Origin of the sequence: Vibrio sp. MACH09 (genome assembly GCF_033238805.1) — a bacterium.
Lineage (GTDB): Bacteria > Pseudomonadota > Gammaproteobacteria > Enterobacterales > Vibrionaceae > Vibrio.
Genome location: NZ_BSFZ01000001.1, coordinates 751,051 through 777,320 on the forward strand (window position 1 = coordinate 751,051; position 26,270 = coordinate 777,320).

The 26,270-nt window shown below is 42.2% G+C and carries 26 protein-coding genes; 16 read left to right on the top strand and 10 right to left on the bottom strand.

The features are described 5' to 3' along the window. Positions 1–63 precede the first annotated feature (63 nt). The 8 genes from nrdR (at position 64) to pgpA (ending at position 6,244) form a co-directional block, all read left to right on the top strand. The gene (nrdR, locus tag CHJ_RS03415) at positions 64–513 is read left to right on the top strand and encodes a transcriptional regulator NrdR (protein WP_171753091.1); all 450 of its coding nucleotides are present in this window, start codon (positions 64–66) and stop codon (positions 511–513) included. A 3-nt stretch (positions 514–516) separates the two neighbouring features. Beyond that, the gene (gene ribD, locus CHJ_RS03420; RefSeq protein ID WP_317916878.1) at positions 517–1,626 is read left to right on the top strand and encodes a bifunctional diaminohydroxyphosphoribosylaminopyrimidine deaminase/5-amino-6-(5-phosphoribosylamino)uracil reductase RibD; all 1,110 of its coding nucleotides are present in this window, start codon (positions 517–519) and stop codon (positions 1,624–1,626) included. Positions 1,627–1,633: 7 nt separating this feature from the next. Next, positions 1,634–2,290 carry a riboflavin synthase gene (locus tag CHJ_RS03425; RefSeq protein WP_171753093.1) on the top strand — a complete coding sequence of 219 codons (657 nt, stop codon included), beginning with the start codon at positions 1,634–1,636 and terminating at the stop codon, positions 2,288–2,290. Between the two features lie 77 nt (positions 2,291–2,367). Then, positions 2,368–3,480, top strand: a complete 1,113-nt coding sequence (gene ribBA, locus CHJ_RS03430; protein WP_317916879.1) for a bifunctional 3,4-dihydroxy-2-butanone-4-phosphate synthase/GTP cyclohydrolase II — start codon at positions 2,368–2,370, stop codon at positions 3,478–3,480. A gap of 110 nt (positions 3,481–3,590) precedes the next feature. Then, positions 3,591–4,061 carry a 6,7-dimethyl-8-ribityllumazine synthase gene (gene ribE, locus CHJ_RS03435; RefSeq protein WP_171753095.1) on the top strand — a complete coding sequence of 157 codons (471 nt, stop codon included), beginning with the start codon at positions 3,591–3,593 and terminating at the stop codon, positions 4,059–4,061. Next, positions 4,061–4,528, top strand: coding sequence for a transcription antitermination factor NusB (nusB, locus tag CHJ_RS03440; RefSeq protein ID WP_171753096.1), 468 nt, complete (start codon positions 4,061–4,063; stop codon positions 4,526–4,528). Before ribE ends, nusB begins: the two co-directional genes overlap by 1 nt. 240 nt (positions 4,529–4,768) lie before the next feature. After that, positions 4,769–5,740 (top strand): thiamine-phosphate kinase, encoded by a 972-nt coding sequence (thiL, locus tag CHJ_RS03445; RefSeq protein WP_317916880.1) that lies wholly within the window; start codon positions 4,769–4,771, stop codon positions 5,738–5,740. After that, a complete protein-coding gene (gene pgpA / locus CHJ_RS03450; RefSeq protein WP_171753098.1) occupies positions 5,741–6,244 on the top strand; it encodes a phosphatidylglycerophosphatase A in 504 nt (167 codons plus the stop codon). Between the two features lie 141 nt (positions 6,245–6,385). Here pgpA and dxs read toward each other — a convergent pair whose 3' ends face one another. Genes dxs through xseB form a run of 3 tightly spaced genes read right to left on the bottom strand, consistent with a single transcriptional unit; the run spans position 6,386 to position 9,429 of the window. Continuing rightward, positions 6,386–8,269, bottom strand: coding sequence for a 1-deoxy-D-xylulose-5-phosphate synthase (dxs, locus tag CHJ_RS03455; RefSeq protein WP_317916881.1), 1,884 nt, complete (start codon positions 8,267–8,269; stop codon positions 6,386–6,388). Between the two features lie 21 nt (positions 8,270–8,290). Beyond that, positions 8,291–9,175, bottom strand: a complete 885-nt coding sequence (gene ispA, locus CHJ_RS03460; RefSeq protein ID WP_171753100.1) for a (2E,6E)-farnesyl diphosphate synthase — start codon at positions 9,173–9,175, stop codon at positions 8,291–8,293. A 2-nt stretch (positions 9,176–9,177) separates the two neighbouring features. Further along, positions 9,178–9,429: an exodeoxyribonuclease VII small subunit gene (gene xseB, locus CHJ_RS03465; RefSeq protein WP_317916882.1), complete on the bottom strand. Its 252-nt coding sequence runs from the start codon at positions 9,427–9,429 to the stop codon at positions 9,178–9,180. 377 nt (positions 9,430–9,806) lie between these two features. On the opposite strand from xseB, the gene pomA reads away from it, so the two are divergent. The 6 genes from pomA (at position 9,807) to rlmM (ending at position 15,895) form a co-directional block, all read left to right on the top strand. Then, positions 9,807–10,571, top strand: coding sequence for a flagellar motor protein PomA (gene pomA / locus CHJ_RS03470; protein WP_171753102.1), 765 nt, complete (start codon positions 9,807–9,809; stop codon positions 10,569–10,571). Positions 10,572–10,583: 12 nt separating this feature from the next. Continuing rightward, a complete protein-coding gene (locus CHJ_RS03475) occupies positions 10,584–11,564 on the top strand; it encodes a flagellar motor protein MotB (protein ID WP_317916883.1) in 981 nt (326 codons plus the stop codon). Positions 11,565–11,680: 116 nt separating this feature from the next. Further along, entirely contained in the window at positions 11,681–13,129 is a 1,449-nt protein-coding gene (gene thiI, locus CHJ_RS03480; RefSeq protein WP_317916884.1) for a tRNA uracil 4-sulfurtransferase ThiI, read from the top strand. A 372-nt stretch (positions 13,130–13,501) separates the two neighbouring features. After that, entirely contained in the window at positions 13,502–14,410 is a 909-nt protein-coding gene (locus tag CHJ_RS03485; RefSeq protein ID WP_171753105.1) for a transcriptional regulator GcvA, read from the top strand. Continuing rightward, on the top strand, positions 14,403–14,807 hold the full coding sequence (locus tag CHJ_RS03490; protein ID WP_317916885.1) for a DUF423 domain-containing protein: 405 nt from the start codon (positions 14,403–14,405) through the stop codon (positions 14,805–14,807). The genes CHJ_RS03485 and CHJ_RS03490 overlap by 8 nt, the downstream gene beginning before the upstream one ends. Beyond that, positions 14,804–15,895: a 23S rRNA (cytidine(2498)-2'-O)-methyltransferase RlmM gene (gene rlmM, locus CHJ_RS03495; RefSeq protein WP_317916886.1), complete on the top strand. Its 1,092-nt coding sequence runs from the start codon at positions 14,804–14,806 to the stop codon at positions 15,893–15,895. Before CHJ_RS03490 ends, rlmM begins: the two co-directional genes overlap by 4 nt. Positions 15,896–16,068: 173 nt before the next feature. On the opposite strand, the gene xni is transcribed toward rlmM, so the two are convergent. The 5 genes from xni to queF all read right to left on the bottom strand — a co-directional run bounded on the left by xni (position 16,069) and on the right by queF (position 23,274). Next, the gene (xni, locus tag CHJ_RS03500) at positions 16,069–16,839 is read right to left on the bottom strand and encodes a flap endonuclease Xni (protein WP_171753108.1); all 771 of its coding nucleotides are present in this window, start codon (positions 16,837–16,839) and stop codon (positions 16,069–16,071) included. 119 nt (positions 16,840–16,958) lie between these two features. Continuing rightward, complete coding sequence (gene ppnN / locus CHJ_RS03505) at positions 16,959–18,317, bottom strand: nucleotide 5'-monophosphate nucleosidase PpnN (protein ID WP_171753109.1); 1,359 nt, start codon at positions 18,315–18,317, stop codon at positions 16,959–16,961. 153 nt (positions 18,318–18,470) lie between these two features. Then, a complete protein-coding gene (locus tag CHJ_RS03510) occupies positions 18,471–20,045 on the bottom strand; it encodes a GGDEF domain-containing protein (protein WP_317916887.1) in 1,575 nt (524 codons plus the stop codon). Between the two features lie 99 nt (positions 20,046–20,144). Continuing rightward, complete coding sequence (locus CHJ_RS03515; protein WP_171753111.1) at positions 20,145–22,409, bottom strand: tetratricopeptide repeat protein; 2,265 nt, start codon at positions 22,407–22,409, stop codon at positions 20,145–20,147. Positions 22,410–22,428: 19 nt separating this feature from the next. After that, a complete protein-coding gene (gene queF, locus CHJ_RS03520; protein ID WP_317916888.1) occupies positions 22,429–23,274 on the bottom strand; it encodes an NADPH-dependent 7-cyano-7-deazaguanine reductase QueF in 846 nt (281 codons plus the stop codon). A gap of 78 nt (positions 23,275–23,352) precedes the next feature. On the opposite strand from queF, the gene syd reads away from it, so the two are divergent. Both syd and CHJ_RS03530 read left to right on the top strand, forming a co-directional pair. After that, positions 23,353–23,898 (top strand): SecY-interacting protein, encoded by a 546-nt coding sequence (gene syd, locus CHJ_RS03525; protein ID WP_317916889.1) that lies wholly within the window; start codon positions 23,353–23,355, stop codon positions 23,896–23,898. Positions 23,899–23,901: 3 nt separating this feature from the next. Continuing rightward, positions 23,902–24,678, top strand: a complete 777-nt coding sequence (locus CHJ_RS03530; protein ID WP_317916890.1) for a Zn-ribbon-containing protein — start codon at positions 23,902–23,904, stop codon at positions 24,676–24,678. Between the two features lie 118 nt (positions 24,679–24,796). Here CHJ_RS03530 and CHJ_RS03535 read toward each other — a convergent pair whose 3' ends face one another. Next, positions 24,797–25,240: a YaiI/YqxD family protein gene (locus CHJ_RS03535; protein WP_171753115.1), complete on the bottom strand. Its 444-nt coding sequence runs from the start codon at positions 25,238–25,240 to the stop codon at positions 24,797–24,799. Next, entirely contained in the window at positions 25,237–25,515 is a 279-nt protein-coding gene (locus tag CHJ_RS03540) for a hypothetical protein (protein WP_171753116.1), read from the bottom strand. The genes CHJ_RS03535 and CHJ_RS03540 overlap by 4 nt, the downstream gene beginning before the upstream one ends. Positions 25,516–26,270 lie beyond the last annotated feature (755 nt).

A 26,270-nucleotide genomic window follows, 5' to 3' on the forward strand; every position in this document is an offset into this window, starting at 1 on the left:
ATTCGATAATAATCACCCCTAGCTCTTTCTCAGAGTGGGGAACAATAGTGCCATGGAGGTAATATGCATTGCCCGTTCTGTTCAGAGAATGATACTAAAGTCATTGATTCACGATTAGTTGCAGATGGTCATCAAGTTCGCCGTCGTCGTCAATGTTTAGCTTGTAATGAACGATTTACCACGTTTGAAACTGCAGAACTTGTTATGCCTAAGGTGATAAAATCTAATGGTAACCGAGAACCATTTAATGAAGATAAAATGGTTGGTGGCGTTCAGCGAGCATTAGAGAAACGTCCGGTTAGCGCAGATTCTATAGAGTTGTCGATTAGTAATATTAAATCCAAATTAAGAGCAACTGGTGAGCGAGAAGTTCCAAGTGCTATGGTCGGTAATTTGGTTATGGAGCAACTGAGAATTTTGGATAAAGTTGCCTATATTCGTTTCGCTTCGGTTTATCGTAGCTTTGAAGATATTAAAGAGTTTGGCGAAGAGATAGCCAAGCTGGAAGATTAAACCATGAGTGAACGCTTCTCCTGCTTCGATTATGACATGATGTCTCGTGCCATTTATTTAGCGAAGAAAGGGCGTTTTACTACTGCCCCTAATCCAAATGTTGGTTGTGTGATCGCTAAAGATGGCGCTGTTATCGGTGAAGGTTATCACTATCAAGCAGGACAACCTCATGCTGAAGTGTTTGCACTGCGTCAAGCAGCGCAACACGCTGAAGGGGCAACCGCTTATGTCACGTTAGAGCCTTGTTCGCATTACGGCCGAACTCCCCCCTGTGCTGAAGCGTTAATAAACGCCAAAGTTGCTAAAGTTATTTGTGCAATGGAAGATCCTAATCCACAAGTGGCGGGCAGAGGAGTCTCCATGCTTCGCAAAGCGGAAATAGAGGTCGAAGTCGGCTTGCTTGCATCGGATTCTGCAGCATTAAACCCTGCCTTTATTAAACGCATGACTCACGGAACGCCGTTTGTTCAATTGAAATTGGCAGCCAGTTTAGACGGGCGCACTGCGCTGAGTAATGGTGTTAGCCAATGGATAACCTCTCCAGAGGCAAGACAAGACGTTCAACAGTTTCGTGCCCAAGCAGACGCTATTCTCTCAAGCAGTAAAACGGTTATTGATGATAATGCCTCGCTCAATGTTCGCTGGAGTGATCTGCCGTGTTCGATTCAACATCACTATCCTCAAAAGGATGTGCGACAACCTATCCGTATCATATTAGGCAGCAAAAATAAGTTAACAGAATCTCTGAAGCTGTTTGATGGAGATGGAACTATAGTTACCGTAGCCAATACAGAAGTCGCAGACCTTCAGGTTGATTTGGATAACAGTGGGCAGTTAGATCTGTCGCAAGTATTGCAGCAGGCGTGTCTCAAATACAACACTAATCATATTTGGGTGGAGGCCGGAGCATCACTGGCTGCAAGCTTTATTGAGCAGGGATTAGTGGATGAGTTGATTATCTATTTAGCACCTAAATTAATGGGCGCAGATGGAAGAGGGTTGGTGAATATCCTTGGCTTAGAAAGTATGCATCAAGCGATAGATCTAACAATTAAAGATATGCGAATGGTTGGAACCGATATCCGATTAATTGCACAGATAAAGAATAAGTAAGAGTTATATGTTTACTGGAATTATTGAAACAGTGGGTAAGCTAGCTGCCATCACACCCAAAGGGGATGATATCTCCATAACGGTGAATAGCGGAAAACTGGATATGTCAGATGTTAAATTAGGCGACAGTATTGCGACTAATGGTGTTTGCTTAACGGTTGTCGCTATGACAGAAAATAGCTATACCGCCGATCTTTCATTAGAAACATTAAAAATGACGGGATTTACCGACTATCAAGTGGGTGACAAGGTGAATTTAGAAAAAGCCATGTTACCTACGACTCGATTTGGCGGTCATATTGTTTCTGGACATGTAGATGGTGTCGGCATCATTGTTGAACGTAATCAAGTGGGTCGCTCTATAGAATTTTGGGTAGAGCTACCTGAAGAGCTAACTAAGTATGTCGCCCATAAAGGTTCAATCACAGTCGATGGCATAAGTCTGACGGTGAATGATTTAAGAAAACAGGCTTTTAAGCTAACTATAGTGCCACATACCTCTGATGAGACGACCATCAATAATTTTCAGGTCGGAACAAAAGTGAATTTAGAAGTAGATGTTCTTGCTCGATATATGGAACGTCTGCTTCAAGGTAACAGCAGTACAGAAAAAAAAGAGTCAGCACTGACCATGGAATTTCTGCAACAAAACGGGTTTGCATAATAGAGAAAATCAGCGGTGAACCTCTTATGGGGGAAGTACCCAGTAACGATTTTCGAAAATATATAGGACAAAGAACAATGCCAATTAGTACGCCACAAGAAATTATCGAAGATATCCGTTTAGGAAAAATGGTTATCCTCATGGATGATGAAGATCGCGAGAATGAAGGCGATATCATTATGGCCGCGGAGCATATTACTCCAGAAGCGATTAACTTTATGGCGACGCACGGACGTGGCCTTATCTGTTTAACTTTGACTAAAGAGCGCTGTATTAATCTTGGTTTGGCGCCAATGGTCCAAGATAACAATGCTCAATACACCACCAATTTCACCGTATCCATTGAAGCTGCCGAAGGTGTTACAACTGGTATTTCTGCTGCGGATCGTGCTGTCACTGTTCAAGCCGCGGTCGCTAAGAATGCAAAAGCCGCTGATCTTGTTCAACCGGGTCATATTTTCCCTCTTGCGGCTCAAGAAGGCGGGGTTTTAACTCGCGCAGGGCATACTGAGGCAGGGTGTGATTTGGCTCGTCTTGCTGGGCTAGAGCCAGCATCGGTTATTGTGGAAATTTTAAATGATGATGGCACCATGGCGCGTCGTCCTGACTTGGAAATTTTTGCCGAAAAGCACGACATTAAATTGGGAACAATCGCTTCTCTGATTGAGTACCGAAACAACACCGAAACCACTATTGAGAGAGTCGCTGAGTGTAAACTGCCAACTGAGTTTGGTGATTTTGACTTGGTGACCTACCGCGACACTATAGACAACGAAATACACTATGCTCTTCGCAAAGGAGAAGTGGTGGCAGAGAACCCTTGTCTGGTGCGTGTTCACTTACATGATGTCTTTACTGATCTTCTTCGTTCAAATCGTAACGCTGAGCGAAGTTGGACACTCGATACTGCCATGAAGCGTATTGGGGATGAAGGTGGTGTGTTGGTGATTCTTGGTCACGAAGAGCAGACCGATCTTCTGGTTCACCGAGTGAAGATGTTTGAGCAACAAGATAAAGGTGATGCACCAACAATGGCGAAGAAACAAGGTACTTCACGCCGTGTTGGAATCGGTTCTCAAATTCTGTCAGACATGGGAGTGAGCAAAATGAAACTGCTCTCTTCTAATGATAAGCGTTACCATGCTTTAGGTGGATTTGGGCTGGAAGTGGTTGAGTACGTAACCGAGTAATAAAAGAACGTGCCGGATTGGTGTGAGCCTCTAGTTTTTGTAGATATTGCTCACAAATTTGTGCTAGAATCCGGCGATTCTCACTTTATGGATTAGTTGAAGGAAGGCTTATGAAAGTGATCGAGGGTGGATTCCCGGCTCCAAATGCAAAAATTGCTATCGTTATTTCTCGTTTCAATAGCTTTATTAATGAAAGTTTACTTTCTGGTGCTATCGATACTTTAAAGCGTCATGGACAAGTAAACGAAGACAACATTACTGTTGTTCGTTGCCCCGGTGCAGTAGAGCTACCTCTTACAGCTCAACGTGTTGCCAAAACAGGTAAGTTTGATGCAATTGTATCTTTGGGCTCTGTGATTCGTGGTGGTACACCACACTTCGACTATGTATGTAGTGAATGTAATAAAGGTTTAGCGCAGGTTTCTCTGGAATATAGTCTTCCAGTAGCTTTCGGCGTACTTACCGTTGATACTATTGATCAAGCCATTGAACGCGCAGGAACCAAGGCTGGTAATAAAGGTGCAGAGGCTGCACTAAGCGCACTTGAGATGATCAACGTTCTTTCTGAAATCGATTCCTAATGGGGGCCAGTGTGAAACCAGCCGCACGTCGTAATGCACGTCAATTTGCTTTGCAAGCAATATATTCTTGGCAAGTAACCAAAGAAAATGTTGCCACACTTGAAGAACAGTTCTTATCTGGTGATAAGTATAGTGAAGAGGAACATCAAGCTGATGAGCCTGCACTACTTGCTCCAGAAACAGACGTCACTTACTTTCGTGATTTGTTGACTGGTGTTGTACTTAGTCACACTGAACTCGATAGCAAACTTCGTCCATATCTTTCTCGCCCTATGCAAGATTTGGATATGATGGAGTTAGCGTTATTGCGATTAGCAATGTATGAAATGACTCGTCGTGACGATGTACCATATAAAGTGGTTATCAACGAAGCGATAGAGCTGGCAAAAGTGTTTGCCGCAGAAGATAGTCATAAGTTCGTTAATGGGGTGCTGGATAAAGCCGCACCACATGTTCGCAAGAAATAAGTAATAAAACGAAATAAGGCCAGCACTTGCTGGCCTTATTTTTTGCTAACCTATTTAACCTCAACACGGGATGATTTAAGTCTCTCAGCACAGCCCTTTTAGCGTCTAACAGCGCTAAAATTGCCATATTGAGTCTTATTGACCTATAACTTAATGAAAATACAAGATATATTGACTTTCTTATCCCGAGTTAAAGTTATTTAGATCTCATTTCTATTCCACATTACACGTTAAGAAATTATGTCTGGTGAATTTAGTTTAATAGAAAAGTATTTTACTCATCGTCAAAGTCAGCGGAAAGATGTTCTGCTTGCTGCGGGAGATGACTGTGCCATTGTCACTGCGCCTGAAAATGCACGTATTGCGATTACTACGGATACTTTGGTAGCAGGTACTCACTTTTTGTTTGATGCTGACCCTGCTTGGGTTGCACATAAAGCTTTAGCATCGAACTTAAGCGATCTTGCTGCAATGGGAGCTACGCCTGCTTGGGCATCGATGGCCCTTACTCTTCCACAACAAGATGATGTCTGGTTACAGAAGTTTAGTGATGCATTTTTTGAACTGGCAGACTATTTTAGCATCCAGCTTATTGGAGGGGACACCACCAAAGGGCCATTAGCGATAACCTTAACCGTTCAAGGTTTTGTACCCGAAAACCAAGCTTTGCGTCGCGATGGCGCTCAATTGGGTGACTGGATATATGTGACTGGCGATCTTGGTAGCAGTAAGGCCGGTTTACAGGTTATTTTAGATGAAACTAAGCGTAGCCGTCCATTTGCTGAACAGTTGGAGCAAGCCCACTATCTTTCCACTCCGAGAATTTTAGCCGGACAATCTCTGTTGAACATTGCTTCGTCTTGCGTTGATATTTCTGATGGCTTATTGGCGGATCTCGGCCATATTTTACATCGCTCTCAGTTAGGGGCATATATTGATGTGGACAACCTGCCTCTGTCTAAATATTTGATTGAATATTGTGGCGATCATGAAGCCGCTCAAAAAATGGCGCTCACCAGTGGTGAAGAGTATGAACTCTGTTTTACGGTGCCAGAGCAATTCCGTGGTAGCATTGACAGCTCTCTTTCTCATATTGGCACTACGGTTACTTGTATCGGTCAGATACGCCCACAAGGGGTATTTGAGCTATCAAAACAGGGCAAACGTCTTAATTGGGAACTTAATGGATATGATCATTTTGAGGTTAACTAGATGAACCCGTTAGATAAACTCTCTTTATCAAATATCTGGCATTTGTTGGCGACAGGATTTGGTAGTGGCCTTTCTCCAGTGGTGCCCGGCACCATGGGGACGTTAGCCTCAATACCTCTTTATCTTTTACTGGTACAAGCTTCGTTACCTGTTTATTTACTGGTGATTGTTATCACGGGTATTGTTGGGGTGAAAATTTGCCAAGTGGCGTCAGATGATATGGGCGTTCATGATCATGGTTCAATAGTGTGGGATGAGTTTGTCGGTTTTTGGATAACCATGAGTATTGTTCCAATGCTTAAAATCCCTGCGACAGAGTGGAAGTGGTTGATTGCCGGATTCATACTGTTTCGCTTTTTTGATATGGTCAAACCGTGGCCAATCGGTTGGCTGGATAAGCGCATTCACGGTGGATTAGGGATCATGATAGATGACGTTGTTGCCGGAATAATGGCGGCAATAGCACTTTATCTAGTGGGTCGTTATGCAGGATGGTTAGTCTAACTCTTTAATGAATTAGCGGCGAAACGCTTATTGGTTAGTACGATCTTCAAACGTTTATTTTTTAAAAAAGCCACACAATAAACAGGTTATTGTGTGGCTTTTATCTCTGTTCTCCCAGCATTAATTTATGCTAGCGTGAGATTATTTTACCAAGTAGTCGCGTATCGACTGTTCAATCCCTTCTGCATCCAAACCGAGTTCGTGTAGCATCTCTTGTTGTGAACCTTGAGCGATGAACTGATCCGGCAAGCCGAGGTTTAATACTGGCTTAATAAGTTTTTCTTTCATTAAGAACTCAACCACGCCAGCACCAGCACCGCCAGCGATAGTGTTTTCTTCTACTGTAATAAGCACATCGTAATGCTTCGCTAATTCAGTGATCAGCACGGTATCTAGCGGCTTAACAAAACGCATATCTGCAACGGTGGCATCTATTGCTTCCGCGGCGATAAGCGTCTGCTCTAGCATGGTACCAAAGCTCAAAATAGCCACACTGGTTTTATCTGTGTCTGGCTTAGCAGTACGGACCACTCTTCCTTTACCTATCTCAAGTGCGGTCATTTGCTGCTCAATTTTGCTCCCTATACTGGTTCCTCTAGGGTAACGAACAGCACTCGGTCCGGTATGTTTATGACCGGTGTATAGCATTTGCCGACATTCATTTTCGTCACTTGGCGCCATTATCACCATGTTGGGAATACAGCGCATAAAGCTTAAGTCAAACGCACCTTGGTGGGTTTGACCATCTGCACCCACAATACCAGCACGATCGATCGCGAACATAACCGGTAGATCCATAATGGCGACATCATGAATTAGCTGGTCATAACCTCGTTGTAAAAAGGTGGAGTAAATAGCGACGATGGGGTTGTTACCCGCAATCGCCATGCCTGTCGCGAGTGTTACAGCATGTTGTTCCGCAATAGCAGTGTCGAAGTATTGTTCTGGAAATTCTTTTGAGAAGCGCACCATGCCTGAACCTTCACGCATGGCAGGAGTAATGGCCATGAGTTTAGGATCTTGAGCGGCCATATCACACAGGAAATCACCAAATATTTTAGAGAAAGAAGGTTTGCTTCCGTTACTTTTTGGCAAGCTGCTCTCTTTAGGGTCAAATCGTGGTACGCCGTGATAACCAATAGGATCTTTTTCCGCAGGCTCGTAGCCTTTGCCTTTCTTGGTCATAATATGCAAAAACTGAGGTCCTTTAAGGCCACGCATATTTTTTAGAGTTTTCACCAACTCATTGACATCGTGCCCATCAATAGGACCAATATAGTTAAAGCCTAACTCTTCAAACATGGTTCCCGGAACAACCATGCCTTTTAGATGTTCTTCAGTACGACGAACCAGTTCTTTAATAGGTGGTACACCAGAGAGTACTTTTTTACCCCCCTCACGAATGGAGGTGTAGAGAGTGCCAGATAATACTTGCGCTAGGTGGTTGTTGAGAGCGCCAACATTCTCGGAAATGGACATCTCATTATCGTTGAGTATCACCAACATATCAGAATGGACATCTCCGGCGTGATTCATCGCTTCAAATGCCATCCCGGCTGTAATCGCACCGTCACCAATCACACTAACCACTTTTCTGCCGAGATCTTCTTTTCCTGCGCTGATGGCTAAACCTAAAGCGGCGCTAATGGATGTTGAAGAGTGGCCTACAGAAAGTACATCGTATTCGCTCTCTTCTCGCCATGGAAATGGGTGAAGCCCATCTTTTTGTCGTATGGTTGGAAGTTGATCCCGACGACCCGTTAGAATTTTATGGGGATAGGCTTGGTGGCCAACATCCCAAATAAGTTTATCAAACGGGGTATTATAAACGTAATGTAGTGCTACGGTTAGTTCGACAGTACCTAACCCTGAGGCTAAGTGGCCACTTGATTGGCTTACTGAATTGAGCAAGTAGGTACGCAGTTCATCGCATAATTTAGGCAGTGTCTCTTTAGGTAATGAGCGAAGCTCATCCGGAGTATCTGCTAGTGCTAGTGTAGGATATTTTGAAATATCAAGAGTCATAGTATTCAGCGCTTATGGTGGTTAGTTTTTGCGCTCGACGACGTATCGGGCGAACTCTTCAAGTAATGAGGTATTGTATGGGATTGACTCTAAAGCATGAAGTGCTTCCTGCAATAGAGAGTGTGCTTTTTGTTGAGCACCTTCTAGCCCCAATAGTGATGGATAGGTGGACTTATTTAAGTCTTGATCTGAGCCTTGTGGTTTTCCAAGGGTTTCAGTATCGCTAATAATATCTAAGATATCGTCTTGAACCTGAAACGCGAGCCCTAATGCCTCTGCGTAGCGATCCAGTTGAGGAAGTATCGCTTCTCCTGCATCACCCGCTGCGAGGGCGCCCATTCTGATTGCACACTTAATGAGTGCGCCTGTTTTGTTTTTATGAATGGTTTTTAGTTGGTCTAACTCTACAGTGCGGTTTTCTGCTTCAAGATCTAAAGCTTGTCCAAGACACATGCCGCTGGCACCAGAAGCCTTGGCTAAAAGCTGAATCATTTTTATACGTTTTGCTTCACCTTGCTGCGACAGCTTGCCTTCAGAAAGAATAGTAAAGGCTAAGGTTTGTAACGCGTCACCCGTTAATATCGCAGTGGCTTCATCAAACTCAATGTGGCAGGTTGCTTTACCACGACGAAGTTCGTCATCATCCATTGCTGGAAGATCATCATGTATCAGAGAGTAGGCGTGCACGCATTCGATGGCTGAGGCCGGTGTATCTAGAGCGGTTAACTCACAGCCTAGCATTTCACCTGTAATATAGACCAGATAAGGGCGAGCTCTTTTTCCTCCAAGCAACAGACCATAGCGCATTGCTTGAATTAATGATTGTTGTTGATGGTCAAATTGAGACAACCAAAATTCCAGTTCGGCACTGTTTCTGTTTTGATATTGGGAGTATCTAGCGTTCATGATTACTCTTCTATTGATTGAGTATGCTGAAACGCGTCAAGATTGGCATCGTCGCTCTTTTCTAACAAAATAGAGACACGCTGTTCTGCCTGAGTTAATTTTGCTTGCCCTTCACGTGCCAGAGCAATGCCACGTTCAAAGTTTTTTAGCGCATCATCGAGGGTAAGATCACCAGATTCCATCTGCTCAACAATCGTGTCCAGTTCGTTTAATGTTGCTTCAAACGTCATATTTTCAGGTTTTTTGCTTGCCATGATTTTTCTACTTCTAATGAGGTGTTAGAACGTTACCTTAGTGTACGATTAGGGTCAAACGAGAAAGGTTAACAGTCTTGTAAATTATAATCTTGTATAGTTAGTCAATTATATACCCATTTAGCCTCAGTACGCATGTATAGATTGCCAGTATCGATAATCTATTTCCTTATATATGCAGGAATGTGCTCTGAGAGGGCATAGTAGGGAAAGAGTTACTTGGAAATTCCTCTATCTGGGCTTATCCTGTAAACGAAAGAATAATTGGCAAAATATGATATTTTTCAAACAAATCATTAAATAATCATAGAGTATTGCCGATAGCATGACTATTCCCTCACTAACTGCATTCAACTAACTAGCATAAGAGGTGCTTAGTGGATTTAGCAACATTAATAGGTTTAATCGGCGGTTTTGCCTTTGTCGTAATGGCAATGATTTTAGGTGGCAGCCTTGGTATGTTCTTCGATACTACGTCAGTTTTGATCGTAGTAGGCGGCTCGAGTTGTGTTGTCTTGATGAAATTTACCTTAGCGCAGTTCTTTAGTGCTTTTAAAATTGCGGGTAAAGCATTTCTGTTTAAAACCGATGATCCAGAAGATCTTATTGCGAAGATCGTAGAGATGGCTGACGCTGCTCGTAAAGGTGGATTTTTGGCTCTTGAAGAGATGGAAATCAGCAGCAGTTTTATGCAGAAAGGGATCGACCTGCTTGTAGATGGGCATGATGCTGAAGTCGTTAGAGCGGCGATGCAGAAAGATATATCATTAACTGATGAACGTCATACCCAAGGAAGTGGTGTATTTAGAGCTTATGGTGATGTAGCACCAGCGATGGGTATGATTGGTACATTGGTTGGTTTGGTTGCCATGTTATCAAACATGGATGATCCAAAATCCATCGGTCCTGCAATGGCGGTTGCTCTATTAACCACACTTTATGGTGCCATGCTGGCAAACATGCTGTTTTTCCCAATCGCGGACAAATTGTCACTGCGTCGCGAACAAGAAAAGCTAAATCGCCGTTTGATTATGGATGGTGTATTGGCTATTCAGGATGGACAGAACCCTCGTGTTATCGATAGCTATCTGAAGAACTATCTCAATGAGAAGAAACGTGTTCTTGATGTCGATAATGAGTAAGGAAAAGATGTAATGGAAGAAGAAGATTGCAAATGTCCGCCCCCCGGCGCGCCATTGTGGATGGCTACCTTCTCTGATCTGATGTCACTGTTGATGTGCTTTTTTGTACTCTTACTTTCTTTTTCTGAAATGGATGTACTGAAGTTTAAGCAGATCGCGGGTTCGATGAAATTTGCTTTTGGTGTGCAAAATCGCCTTGAAGTGAAAGATATTCCTAAAGGAACGAGTGTGATTGCACAGGAGTTTCGACCAGGGCGACCTGAACCTACGCCTATTGATGTCATTATGCAGCAAACGATTGATATCACTCAGCCCACTCTTGATTTTCATGAAGGGGAGTCAGATAAAGCGGGTGGTAAGAATAGAGATGCAGGACAACAAACGGGCGGTCAATCTCCTGAAGTTTCAACAAAAATGAATCAGAACACCCAGTCAGAATCTGAGCAACAGCAAGACCAAGAGTCACAAGGTGAAGCTCAAGCTGATTCTATGGCAACGGAATCCGATGCGTTAGAAGAGACGATTAAGAAAGCACTGGAGCGAGAGATAGATCAAGGCGCATTAGAAGTAGAAAACTTAGGGCAAGAGATCATTATCCGCATTCGTGAAAAAGGTGCATTCCCTGCAGGTTCTGCTTTCTTACAGCCTAAGTTCCGACCTTTGGTCAGACAAATCGCGGATTTAGTAAAAGACGTACCTGGTGTCATACGAGTATCGGGTCATACCGATAATCAACCTCTCGACTCTGAACTTTATCGTTCAAACTGGGATTTATCGTCACAACGAGCGGTATCCGTCGCCCAAGAGATGGAAAAAGTGGCAGGGTTTGATCATCAGCGATTACGCGTAAGGGGAATGGCAGACACAGAGCCGTTAAATCGTAACTTAACGCCGACTCAACGTTCTCAGAACCGACGAGTAGAGATTGGTATACTGCAAGGTAAACCACAATATAGCGATGAAGTTAGCGTACAGCAGCCGGAAACAAATTAACCTTAGCTGGAGATAAGTTAAATTATCGCTAGTTTGTTTAATAGGGGGAAGATACCTTGGTGTCTTCCCCCTTTTTCTGTATAATTTTGCGCCTCAGTTTTATAGCGAATCCACTTATGAAATTTATTGTTAAACCTCATCCGGAAATTTTTGTTAAAAGCGAATCTGTCCGTAAGCGATTTACTCGCATCCTAGAATGTAATATTCGTAATATTATTCAAAAGCGAGCCGAATCGGTTGCCGTTTTTAATCGACGTGATCATATTGAAGTCACCGCTAATAGTGATGAGTTTTATCAGCAAGTTCTGACGGTGCTAACTCATACTCCCGGGATTCATCATGTGCTAGAAGTTCAGCAGTCTGAATTTAAAGACATGCATGATATTTATGAGCAAGTACTTCAGCTGAGCGCCAAAAAAATTGAAGGAAAAACCTTTGTTGTACGTGTTAAGCGTCGCGGCAAGCATGAGTTTACCTCTATTGAACTGGAACGCTACGTTGGTGGTGGTTTAAACCAAGCAGTAGAAAGTGCCAAAGTAAGACTGAACAAACCTGAGGTGACGGTCAATATTGAGGTCGCCAATGAGAAGCTCAATCAGGTATTGGCTCGCCACAAAGGCTTAGGTGGTTTTCCATTGGGCACTCAGGAAGATGTGCTTAGCCTTATTTCTGGTGGTTTTGATTCTGGTGTTTCCAGTTACCTACACATTAAGCGTGGGTCTAAAACGCATTACTGCTTCTTTAACTTGGGTGGTCCTGCGCACGAAATTGGCGTGAAGCAGGTGTCTCATTTCTTATGGAATAAGTACGGATCATCGGCCAAGGTGAAGTTTATTGCGGTAGATTTTGAACCTGTAGTGGCAGAAATTTTAGAAAAAGTTGACGATGGCCAGATGGGCGTTGTGCTTAAGCGTATGTTTATGCGCGCAGGAGGCATGATTGCTGAGAAGTTTGGCATTGAAGCATTAGTTACGGGTGAAGCATTAGGCCAAGTATCCAGCCAGACTTTGACTAACTTACGCCATATTGATGGAGTAACCGACAGCTTAATTCTGCGCCCACTGATTAACTGGGATAAAGAAGACATCATTGATCTCGCTCGCAAGATTGGTACCGAAGATTTCGCAAAAGTAATGCCTGAGTATTGCGGTGTTATCTCGAAGAAGCCGACGGTTAAAGCGATAAAGTCTAAGCTGGAAGCGGAAGAAGAGAAGTTCGATTTCTCTATTCTTGATGACGTGGTGTACAACGCTCGGGTAATGGATATCCGTGATATAGAAAAAGAGACCCAACAGCAAGTCCCTGACGTGGAGTTAGTGACCGCGGTTGAAGAGCACGCCATTGTTCTAGATATTCGTAGCCCTGATGAAGAAGACGATAACCCGTTGCTGTTGGATGGTGTTGAAGTAAAACACCTACCATTTTATAAGCTAGCGACAAAGTTTGGCGATCTGGACCAATCTAAATCGTATCTGCTTTATTGTGATCGTGGCGTGATGAGTCGCTTGCAAGCACTCTATCTTCAAGATCAAGGATTTAACAATGTGAAAGTGTATCGTCCTTAATTAAAAAGCAAAATTGTGATATTGAACGGCTAACTTCGGTTGGCCGTTTTTTTATGGTTAGAAATTGAGACAAAAAAAAGCACCGCCATAAGGCAGTGCAAAATAAATTTTTTGACAGACAGGTCAAATTTATACAGGAAGTATGTATCAGGCCACAAGGGTTTGAAGCAAGACACAGTGGTAGAATTCTACCTCAACTCGAAGTCGAGTTTTGCAAACACAACATCGCAACATCAAACCAATTGATTCAAAGAATCAAGCCGTTCAGGAATGAGCTGCGAAGCGAAATATAGAATTTCTCTGGCTGTCAGGCAATGGACATTTTATAATGTTTCAGATAAAAAAAACTAATGTGTTAACCAGAGGTTATAAATGTCCAGAAGATTGCCCCCGCTAAACTCGTTGAAAGTCTTTGAGGCAGCGGCTCGACACTTAAGTTTTACTCGTGCTGCAGAGGAGTTATTTGTGACTCAGGCAGCGGTTAGTCATCAAATAAAAGCATTAGAAGAATTTTTGAGTATAAAGCTGTTTCGGCGCCGCAATCGCTCTCTGTTATTAACCGAAGAGGGGCAGAGCTACTTTTTGGATATCAAGGATATTTTTAGTGCCATTGCCGAAGCGACGGATAAGGTGCTTGAAAGGCATGAGAAGGGGGCGTTAACGATTAGTTTATCACCCAGCTTTGCTATTCAATGGTTAGTTCCGCGGTTGGCAGACTTTAATCAACAAGAGCCTGACATTGATGTGCGAATTAAAGCGGTTGATCTTGATGAAGGGTCGTTGACAGACGATGTGGATGTTGCCATCTATTATGGTCGTGGACATTGGCCGGGGCTTAAGGCTGACAAGCTCTATCAGGAGTACTTAGTTCCTTTATGTTCTCCTAAGTTATTGGTGGCTAAAAAACCACTGATGAGTTTAGCGGATTTAAAAGACCATACCTTGCTGCACGATACCTCAAGAAAAGAGTGGAAGCAGTTTGTTAAGCAGAATCAGATAGAGGGGGTTAATGTTAATCATGGCCCGATATTTAGCCACTCTACAATGGTGCTACAAGCCGCAGTACACGGACAAGGTGTAGCACTAGGAAATAACGTACTCGCCCAGCCAGAGCTCGATGCAGGCCGTCTGGTGTCGCCATTTGATGAAGTTCTGGTGAGTAAGAATGCGTTTTACGTTGTGTGTCATGATAAGCAAGCGGAATCTGGTCGGATCGCGACATTTAGGGATTGGATGTTGGCAAAAGCGGCCAGTGAGCAAGAGGTGTTGATTGATGAGTAATCGTTGGGCTTATTTTCTTGTATTTGCCGGCCTATCCGGAATGATGGTGGTTGGGCTAGGGGCATTTGCTGCACATGGACTGAAATCGGTGTTGTCAGACTATCTATTAGAGGTGTTTAAGACCGGAGTTCAGTATCAAGCATGGCATACCTTTGCGGTTATCGCCTGTGCGGTGCTGATTCGAGGAGTAAATTGCCCGAAATTGCAAAAAGGGCTTTTCAGCGCGTCAATTTGCTTTATCATCGGCATCTTTTGTTTTAGTGGCAGTCTTTATGGGCTAGCACTAACTGGTGCTAAATGGTTTGGTCCAATCACTCCGTTTGGTGGATTAATGTTTATTATAGGTTGGGGAGTATTTACCTTCTCTGCCCTAAAGCTTACTAAGGATACCCAATGAAACAGGTAATGCTGTATTGTCGCTCTGGATTTGAAAAAGAGTGTGCTGGAGAAATTCAAGATAAAGCGACTCAGCTAGAAGTGTTTGGGTTTCCGCGCGTAAAAAATAACACCGGTTATGTGCTGTTTGAATGTTATCAACAGGGTGATGCTGATCGACTGATTAAGAACATCGATTTTCAATCACTTATTTTTGCCCGTCAAATGTTTGCCATTGCAGCAGAATTCAGTGAGTTGCCAAAAGATGACCGTATTTCACCAATATTGGTTGAGCTGGCAGACCGTGACGCGTTTCCTGTTTGTGGTGACTTGCGAGTTGAAACACCGGACACCAATGAAGCAAAAGAGCTGTTGAAGTTTTGTCGTAAATTTACGGTTCCATTGCGTCAGGCAATGAGAGGTAAAGGGTTACTGTATAAGAAAGATAACGCTAAGAAGCCGGTACTGCATGTCTGTTTCGTCGCTCCCGGTCATTGTTATGTTGGTTACTCTTATACCAGTAATAACTCTCAATTTTTTATGGGCATACCGCGATTGAAATTTCCTTCTGACGCGCCTAGCCGTTCGACTCTAAAGCTAGAAGAAGCATTTCATGTGTTTATTCCAAAAGAAGAGTGGGAGACACGATTAGCGTCAGGAATGTGGGGCGTTGATCTGGGGGCGTGTCCCGGAGGCTGGACTTATCAGTTGGTGAAGCGTTCCATGTTTGTTCATGCGATTGATAATGGCATGATGGCAGATAGTTTAATGGGTACTGGGCAAGTGAAGCACCATATGGTGGATGGTTTCAAATTTGAACCAGCCCGAAAAAACGTAACTTGGTTGGTGTGCGATATGATAGAAAAGCCATCAAGAGTGGCGAAACTTATTGGTGAATGGATTTATCGTGGTTGGGCAAAAGAGACCATTTTTAACCTGAAATTGCCGATGAAAGGTCGTTATGATGAAGTGTTGGAAGATATTGAAACACTGAAGCAGTTTCTGACTGATAATGATGTGAAATATAAGCTTCAAGCGAAGCACCTATATCATGATCGAGAAGAGATCACGGTTCATATCCAGTGTTTATCTAATATCTCTCCAAGATAATTTGTCCGCTAAGTGAGCAGAAGCATGGTTAACTCTATGTTTCTGCTGATACTGTCTCTCTACCTACATTCCTGTTTTCATTACCTAGTTAGTCCTAAATTTACCTAATCAATTTAGAACGTTATCAAGTGAAGTCAGATAGACTCGAAAGATGGCAGTTGTCTTGGGTAAAATTAACTCGGTTGATAACGAAGATCTTGTAGGTTAAAACCAAGTTCTATATCCGTTTTTAATGTCGCAATGGTTTTGCATGTTCTGGCTAAGGCGATATGTTCATCCAATTTTTTTCGGTATTTTTCTACTAACTCTTGTGACTGGTAGGCGGATTCAATGTCATCAAATTGAGTGAGTATCTCCTTTGCTGCCTTGGGGCCAACTCCGGGAATACCTGAAACCTGACTAGAGCTGATGCCCGTAAGCCCCCAGTAGTCGGTGAGCTGTTGTGGCTTGATACCAAATTCATTTGCGACAAAATCGGCATCCAACCAGCGGTGTTGGAAATAGTCACGTATTTGCAATGTTGGTGCAAGGAGTTGGCAGTAACCTTTGTCGGTAGAGATAATGGTCACTGTCTCACCGTGCGTGGCGACCTTAACCGCAAGCGTTGCAATCAAGTCGTCAGCTTCATCTCCTTCCGATAACAGAGAATCAATACCGAGCTTCCACCAAGCATCCTGTATAGACTCTAAGCCCTCTTTAAGTGGTTCAGGCATGGGTTTACGATTCTGTTTATAACTGGGCAGAACATCAGCACGCCAACCGCGATCTTGCTGATGGTGATCAAATACGGCGATAATATGGGTTGGTTGTGATTCGCTGGTGATACGGTTTATTGTACGCTTTGTGGTTTCTATTGTTCTTGCGATATCGGTGGGATCGGGTTGAGCAGAGTGGACTCGACGGATAAGGTTTAGCGCATCAATGATCACAAGATGAATAGACATAGTATTCCAATAAATAACAGGGGCTTAAATCAGCCCCTATTATAACCCTATTTACCGGTTCACCCAACCAACTATAAATTGGCACTATTAACCCTAACGGCTTGGCTATAGTGTCATTATTACTTTGCTGCGATTTTATAACATGGTGTATAAGTTGAACCGGGCAGTTTCATTCTTTGTTGTTTAACAAAGTCACTCAACAGCTTGTCCATTTTATCCATTAACTCAGGATCACCATCGATAACAAATGGCCCGTGTTTTTCTATCTCTCTTATCCCTTCTGCTTTCACATTACCAGCAACAATACCCGAAAACGCCTTTCTAAGATTAGATGCTAACGCCTCTTTGGGTTGATTCATGTGCAAATCTAAATTGGCCATGCTGTCATGCGTCGGGTCGAATGGTACTTGGAACTCATGAGGTACAGTGAGTGACCAGTTATAGCTGTAGGCATCTTCAGTTAGCTTCCGATGCTCACGCACATCTGGAATGGCTTCTTTGATTATTTGTGCTGCTTTAGCAGGGTTATCAATGACAATCTGATAGTGTGCCTGTGCTTCTGGACCAAGAGTGTCGCCAACAAAAGCATCAATGGAACGAAAATAGGCTTCGCTCTCTTTTGGACCCGTTAGAACAATAGGAATAGGCTGATCTTTATTGTCTGGGTGCATCATGATACCAAGAATATAGAGCAGCTCTTCTGCGGTTCCAGGACCGCCAGGGAAGATGACTATGCCATGCGTCATACGAACAAAAGCTTCTAGACGCTTCTCTATGTCAGGCATAATGATGAGTTCATTAACAATAGGGTTAGGTGGCTCTGCTGCGATAATTGATGGCTCTGTTAACCCGATATAGCGTTGGGCATCAAAACGTTGTTTTGCATGGCCAATGGCTGCCCCTTTCATTGGTCCTTCCATGGCGCCAGGGCCACAACCGGTACAAATATTGAGATCTCGTAAGCCTAATTCATGGCCAACTTCTCGAGTGTATTGATATTCAACAGGATTGATGGAGTGGCCACCCCAGCAAACCACCAAGTTCGGTTCTATTCCAGGATGGAGAGCTCCCGCATTACGCAAAATAGCAAAGACTAAATTGGTAATATGGATCGGGTCATGTTGGTTCTCTTGATGCATCTGAGCTACATGCATATTTACGTAGACAATATCTCTAAGAACGGAAAAGAGGTGCTCTTGAATGCCTTTTATGATGGTTCCATCCACAAAGGCTTCTTCTGGCGGGTTGGTTAACTCGAGCTTAATGCCTCGTTCTCGGCTAACGACGTCCACATCAAAGTCTTTATGTTTATCCAACAGTTCTTGTGAGTTGTCTGTGTGGCTACCGGAATTGAGCACCGCAAGCGTGCAGTTTCGGTATAGCTGATAAAGGTCGCTAGTGGCTTCTTTTTTTAATCGTTGTACTTCGAGCTGAGAGAGTAAATCCATACTACCAGCAGGACTAATATGTGTAATCATCATCTCCTCCTTGTTATATATTAATTTAACCACAGAAATATAAGGGTTAAATAATATTTTGTTATATAACTACCTTATATGTAATTCAGTGATAACTACAAGAAAAAAAAGGAAAAATAGTAAAAATTAGTATTGTGGCGGAAGTAAGGAGGGCTATTTGATAGCGATTTGGTTGTTGCCTCTACGCTTGGCTTCGTTAAGTGCAAGGTTTAGACGATCGAGGACTTCTTCAGGAGTGTCAGAGTCCTTTAATTGTGATAATGCGATTGATGCTGTTACCGTAATGTTTTGATCTTTAAACTTAAACGGCAGCTTGCTGATCTGTAGCTGTAGATTTTGCAGCAAGTTTTGACACTCTTTATCGGCAAGGTTTGGCAGCAGCAGGATAAACTCTTCGCCAGAGAAGCGCGCCAGTATATCTTCTTCTCTGATCTGTTTAGAAATAGTACGTGCGATAATTTTTAATGCTTTATCTCCCGCAGCATAACCAAAACTATCATTGAGAGCTTTAAAGTTATCAATATCCAGCAGCAAAATACGAAGGTTGTGCTGATTGCGAATCCAGCGGTGGTATTCGAGCTCTAGTCTTTCTAAGAAAGCGGCTCTGTTAAAGACTTTTGTCAGTGGGTCAATCAACATTCTATGTGATTGTTCTTCAAGCCTTCTGCGGTGATCTTGTGTGACTTGATGTAATCCGACTAGCTGATTATTGTTGTGAGAAACACGCTCTAATATGGCCATCTCTCGTTGTTCATTGTGTTTTAACCTTTCGGTGAGCATGTTGATCTGCTCTAGCAAAGGTTTAATGGCGGATTTTGCGGTATCGAGATCTTCTGCGTTTTCCAGCGCTGTTTCTGTCTCTTGCGTAATATCAACAAGCTCACTGGTCATTTGCTGACGATGTTTTGCGTAAGACTCACTCTGTTCTAGATTTTTTACCGAGCTTTTAATGCTCTTATCTAATGAGCTGTTAACTTGACTGAGAAACTGCTCTGATGTTTTTCTTTCATAGTGAGTGCCTTGAATAACTAACTTTAATATTTGCAGAGTCAGTTCAAGTAAAGCGTCACTGTCGACACCAACCAAGAGTTTAATGCGGATATCACTTAATAGATCTCCAGACTCTCCATCAAAATCCAGTTCACTGATTAAATGTTGCAGCTCTTCAGATAACTTAGCCAGCAACTCTTTATTCAGCGCAGGGTCATTTTGCAATGTGTGAGAAGAGTTGGAAGTGATGATCTTAATGGCGCGCTCATAGATAGCTAAAAGGCGCGTTGCTTGATCGAGTTGGTTTTGATTCTTTATTGATGGAAAACTTAATAAGTTTCTCAAGTCACGTTTTAGTTGAGCAGGGAGCCCCGGAATTCGCTGCAGTGTTTCACCGCTATGTTTTACCCTTTCATCTAAATGAACTTTTTTCTTTTCCATCGCATAAGAGTTTTGTTTTAACATCCGTTCAAGAATGGCTAAGCGAGGAATCAGCTTAGAGACATCTTGTCGTTTTTCAAATTCACTTTTTAATGATAGAACAGCTTTATCAAGATCGTCATTATATCCTAGGCAGGCTTCGCTAAGATTAGCAACTACCCGCTTTAGAACCTTTGATTCTCTTGTATGCTTGAACGAAGCGTCTCTATGTTTTAGTTTTGCTCGTTCAAGTTGTAATTTTAACTGGTCTATTTGTGCAAAGATTTCTTCGCGACCAGTGAGTTTTTTCTCACTCATATATAAAAAAAGGCAAAACTATCCTAATTAAATCGAACTAAAAGATAATAACAAAATATCAGTTAAGGTCATTCTATTTATTCAACAACTCTTAACAAACTAATCAATAATACTAGATTTTATGATGTTGTCCTCAATTTTGTTAGATGAATCGATTTTAATCAATCCTTTTTCTATCGCATCTTGACAAGCTTGTCGAATATTCTCATTTGCGAAACTCGCAGCAGGAGCATGTTCTATTGCTCGTAGGCAAACCCATTGATTTCCACCTAGCTCTATATGTAAACTTCTCGCCATATTAGATGCCATAAGTAGTATATCAATTAATTCCTTATCATTTATGGCGGTATATGCTCGTGGTAAAAATGGATAGTCTGCAATACCAGCTCTAACTATCTTAGCGATGTTTTTATCGGCATCAAATTCTGTTACCCACTGCTTTATTTGTTCGAATAACTCTTCTGCTGTTTTATCTGGATTTGTGTTTGGCTCAACATATAAAAACATGGCGTCGGAAAAATGATATAAGCGAGCGGGTTTAACTATTTTTGTGCTGATATATTTGCCGAACTCACCCTCTAAGTCCAACCCTGCGTTGTAGCCTTTTCTTAGGTACATTGTCCTTAAAAAAGGAAGGTCTATCATCATGAATCGTAACTTATCATGCAGCGGCTCATTGATCAGTTCACCGATTTGCCACTGTTCAAAGTTTGCGCTGCTCTGTTCCAGTGAGGAAGGCAGTTTCTTGTTAAGCAAACGCAGATTACGTAGGCCGGAACGAGGATGAGTATAGTGATCCTGATAGAGTCCTTTCAATTGTGAATGCATGCGACGGTTTTTTACACCGCGATGAATGAATAAAATGACCAGTAGCATCGACAGGAAGAACAAGATAGTCGTTGAGTAGCGATATCGAGTGATATTTTGCGTTCGAATCGCCAGTTCTTCGGTTTGGTCTTTATAGTGTAAAGAACGTTCAATAAATAGCTTTTGTTGACGGAAATCATTTTCAGAAAGGTCAATCAATAGATTTTTGCTAGTCGTTATAAGCTTGTTATATTGTTTGCCATAATAAAAAGCATTAGAGAAGTCATTTTTCTTTTCATAAACATTTGTTAACAAGTAATACGCATTAATTTGCAAAGATATATTATTTATATTGCTAGAAATCTTTAATGCCTTTTTAGCCAGTTTAATCGCATCTTCATGATGCCCTTTTAGAAAATATAATTTTGCTTGTAATAATAACGACAGTGAATCTAATCTGTCTAAATTAGCATAGGACAATAATGCATTTGCTCTTTTTATATACTGTTCTGTTAATGGGTAGTTATATAGTTGCAGATATGTTTTTGCCAAATCTAATCGGAGTTCAATAACATCTTCAATATTTCTGCTTATCGTTTCGGCATCCAGAACATTAAAGTAATGCACTAGAGCTAAATTAAATTTTCCTTGATCATAATAGATATCTGCCATCTGCTTAAGAACGCTGGGAAGAATGGGAGAGTCTTGGTAATTATCATAAAAATCAGCAGCTTGAGATAGGTGTTCTAATGACTTGTCGAGTAGATGTTTTTGATAGAACAGCTTGGCCAATATCTGATTTATTTTAGCGAGCTGGATGGGCATATCATTCTCTACGGAAGTCCAGTAAGCGGAAAGAAGAGGATATAGCGCTTTGTTGTACTCCTGATAACTTAGGTAATACTCACCAAGCTGAATTTGGTAGTCGACATAAATGATCTTATTGCTATTTGCATCTAGGTAGCTTTCTGCCTGTTGGTATAACTTATCTGCATCACTAACTTGTTGATAGTAAGATGCGATGTCTGCTTTTAACATAAACAGTTGGTAGTGAAGACTGTTGTCTAGAAGCTGTACATCGCTGGCCGTAGACAGAGCATCATCCAGGTTATCGATGATAGGTTGAACTTCCAGTTTATCTTTGCTTATTTGCCATAATAGCCGGGCCTTTAAGATCTGAGTCTCTAATAACACATAAGGCAATTGATAGCTTCGAGCCAGTACTTCCGCCTGTTCGATACTATCAATAGCCCCTTTGTTGTCCCCTAATATCATCATAGCTTTGGCAATGATGTGTAACGCATCGATGCTGGTGTTAGGGGTTCTTAACGTATTGTTGGCCTCATCTCTTGAGTTGGATGATTGATTTTTTTTCTTATTGGTCAGTGTTCGAGATGTCAGGAATTTTTGCGCGATCTGTTTTGATTGCTCTGGAACGACCTCAACCAGTCGTTCTGCTTCAACCAGTATTTTTGAGCTGGATGATATTTCAACTTGTGCAGATACAGTGATGCTGAAAAACAGTAGAGAAATTATGGTAGCAAATCTTTTGTTCATTCCTTCAATCAAACCTTTTTTACTGGCGAGCTAACCGCACATTATTATTGGGTTTAGACTGGCACGTTGAGCGATAAGGGTTGATATCTAAGCCACCTCGTCGCGTGTAGCGTGCCATCACGGTTAACGTTTTTGGTTGGCAATACTTTATTATGTCAGTGAATATTCGTTCAACGCACTGTTCATGGAACTCATTGTGCTCTCTGAAGGAGATAATATAGCGGAGTAAGGCTTCTCGGTCGATTTTATTACCCGTATATTGGATCTCTACACTGCCCCAGTCGGGCTGGTTGGTAATTAAGCAGTTCGATTTTAATAGGTGACTATGTAAGGTTTCTATTGTGCAATCATCGCCTACCGAATTTTCTAAATAGTGCGGGTTGAAGGTATAGTCGCTAATGACAATATCTTGATTGTCGATACATTCTCCCTTCATGTCGGCGATCGGTTGTGAGTTGTACTCAGATAACGCTTTCAACTGCACATCAACATCTGCTGCCGCACATGCAGAGAGATCTTTTGTTAATGTTTCTTGAACTTGTTCCCAGTGGGAGAAGTGGCTTTGGTTAAAGCTGTTCAAATATAGTTTAAATGATTTGGATTCGATCAAATTCGGGCTGGTGGCTGGGATGTAGACTTCACCAATAGCGACCTGTGGCAGACCGTTGTCGTTTAACCATGATAGTTCATACAGAGTCCAGATATCTCCTCCTTGAAAAGGAAGATCGTCAGTGAGATTAAGGTCGTCTCTATTTAGGCTGCGTGGTACAGGTTGCAATAGAGAGGCATCATATTGGTTGCTGTATTCGGTTTTTTGACCAAGGGTTAAACCAGAAAGCGCTTTTGCATTTGAATATTTGCTCATACTTCATTTCAAATATCGATTAGAATAGGGGAATTCTACTTAATCCTCTATACGCTGTCATTAATTCAAGGAGTTTACATGACTCAATCAGTCCGTGATGCTTTGCATTCTTTCTCTCAACAATTTGTCGATGCATGGCAAGATAATCATAACAGTTTGCCCAAAAGCGAAGAGATGTTTGGTTTAGCGTCTGTATGTGCGGATAAAACAGATGAAGATGCCGTATATTGGAAACCTGTGATACGCGAAGTACCTGCTGATTTTTCTAATGTAGAGGCGGGTATCGATCTCGCTTTACAGCAAGACATCAAAACATTTTATGGCAGCCAATATAGCGCAGACATGACGGCAACGTGGCAAGGAAAACCATTCGTGCTACTGCAAGTGTGGAGTGATGATGACTTTGTTCGTTTACAGGAGAACATACTTGGTCATTTGGTGACTCAACGTCGTCTAAAACTCAAGCCAACGGTCTTTATTGGCACCACGGATGCTGATATGGATGTTATCTCAATTTGTAACTTAACAGGGAATATTATCCTTGAACGCTTAGGGACCAGTCAGCGAGATGTTCTGGCGCAGAATTTGACGGAATTTTTGTCTGAAATAAAGGCAGAGGTTTAATCGATGTTTGTTGTTGAACTTGAGTTTGAGTGCTTTGATAACACGACGATTTCCGCTGTAGATAAAGCCATTAATGGCCTGATGGAAGCATTACGTTTTAATGGTCAAATACTGGGGCGCGAATTTCCTCTGGTGATGGGGGAGGGAACATTTACTGTCAGATTAGTGTGTCCGGAGCAAGATAGTTTACACCCAGATAACCACTCAGATTACGTTAAGTTCAGTATCGAAAAACTGTCTGACGCTGCTCTATTATCGCCAAAGGTACGTCTGTTGGGGCGTGATATTAATTCTGAACAGGCCGCAGAAGAAGCATCACCAGCATGGCAGGTTCTTTATACAACTTATGTTCACACTTGCTCTCCATTACGTAGTGGTGAGTCGTTATTGCCTATTCCGTTATATAGAAATCCTGCCACGTTAAATGGCGATCACAAAGCGGTGATTAAGTGGCAAACAGAGTGGCAAGCTTGTGATGAGTTGCAAATGGGGGGGGGATGCAAAGCCGAACATGCGGCACTTAATGAGATCACTAATATATCGAGTGATCTTTTTCGTCGTGGATGGGATTTGAGAGGACGAATCGAGTACTTGACAGCCATTCCTACTTATTACTATCAATATCGTGTTGGTGGAGAGAGCTTGCAGCAAGAGAAAGAGAGAAAATGCCCTAAATGTGGTGGTGAGTGGTTATTGGATGAACCATTGCATGATGTGTTTTATTTTCAATGTCACTCATGTCGCATAGTGTCTAATATTTCTTGGGATATATTAAAGTAAGCAGATATTTTTCCCTTCTCACACGTTAGTAGGGGATTGCTACTTGAAGTTGCTAAGACACTGCTACTATGCATCTTCAAGTAGTAAGACGGTAAGTGTGCTTAAAAATAAATATCGCTTATCTCTTAGCTAAAATTCGGTCTAAATGGTTGGCAAACTCCCGACGTTCTGTTTGAGAAAGAGCATTGGGGCCACCAGTTTGCACACCACTGGCGCGCATTGTATCCATAAAATCTCTAATGTTTAGCCGCGATTTAATGGTCTCTTTGGTATAAAGTTCACCTCGAGAATTTAAAGCAAGCGCCCCTTTGGTGATGACTTCATCAGCGAGTGGTATGTCTGAGGTAATAACCAAATCTCCACTTTCAACTCGTTGAACAATCTCATTATCTGCAATATCAAATCCGCTCTCTACCTGAATGGATTTAATATTGTTTCTATTAGGTAGCGGGATCCTATGGTTTGCCACAAATGTGCACTCAACTCCGGTGCGTTCTGCTGCTCTAAATAGTGTTTCGCGTGTTACCTTTGGGCACGCATCGGCATCAACCCATATTTTCATTGTTTGGCCTCTAACATCTCTATGCGTTTCGTTAACGCTACAATTTTTTCTTCTAATTGGGCGATTTTGTCGTCTGCGGATAATGGTGTATCAGTCACTTCAATTTTTGGAACGGACTTATTACCTTTCCAACTCTTAATTGCAGCGATAATTGCGGGCATTGGTACATTACTGGTTAGGCGAGATTTTACTAAAGCGACAGTGGGCTGTTTACCGCTGTCGGTGAGGAGTTGCAGAGCTTTTTCTATTTCTGCGGAGACATCTTTGGTCATCATTAATTGGCTCCTAATGGTGAGTTGCCTAAGTCATGGTTGTTATTTGGCTATTCTACTGGCAAGCGGAATAAATTGCTGACATTTCTCGATCGTTATATTTGATATTTTTCTTGTGAGATATCTCTTACAAGACTTGTAGGAAAAGTCGAGTAAATGGTGGCGAATTAGATGATGCTTTGTTCTAACTGTCTGTTTAATAAGGATAAGATTTTATTAGGTTGTTTGTTAGTTAAATAATGAATAAAAAACTGGCTTGTATAAGATTCTATTCAACGTATTCTAGTTTGTGTCGACAGGAAGTGGACTAGGATTTAAGAATAACCACGGAATAGGTTATCTTCAGGATGAAGGCAGGTTGATAGGATATTGACCTACAAGGATTGAAGGAACTAGCTGGAGCTAGCGTCAACGGGAAGTTGGCAGCAAGGACTGCAAAGGACACCAAAAGGACTGGGCATAGGACAACATCAGGATGATGTAAGGGACACCGCTCAAGGACCAAGTGAAGTGAACTAACTAGGATGTTAGTGATACGGAATATCAGGACACCGTCAGGACGGCGATGAAGGATATACTGAAGGATTCAGTACTATTACGGATGATGCATGGAGCATAAATAGTAGCCGGATTGCTGCGAGTAAGACTATAGCCCCAATGTGAAAGCATTGGGGCTTTTCTTTTTGTGATTTTTCTGTTGCTATTACCTCTGGCGCGACATGGTATTATCCGCTGTCCTGTTCGTTTAAGAACACTAC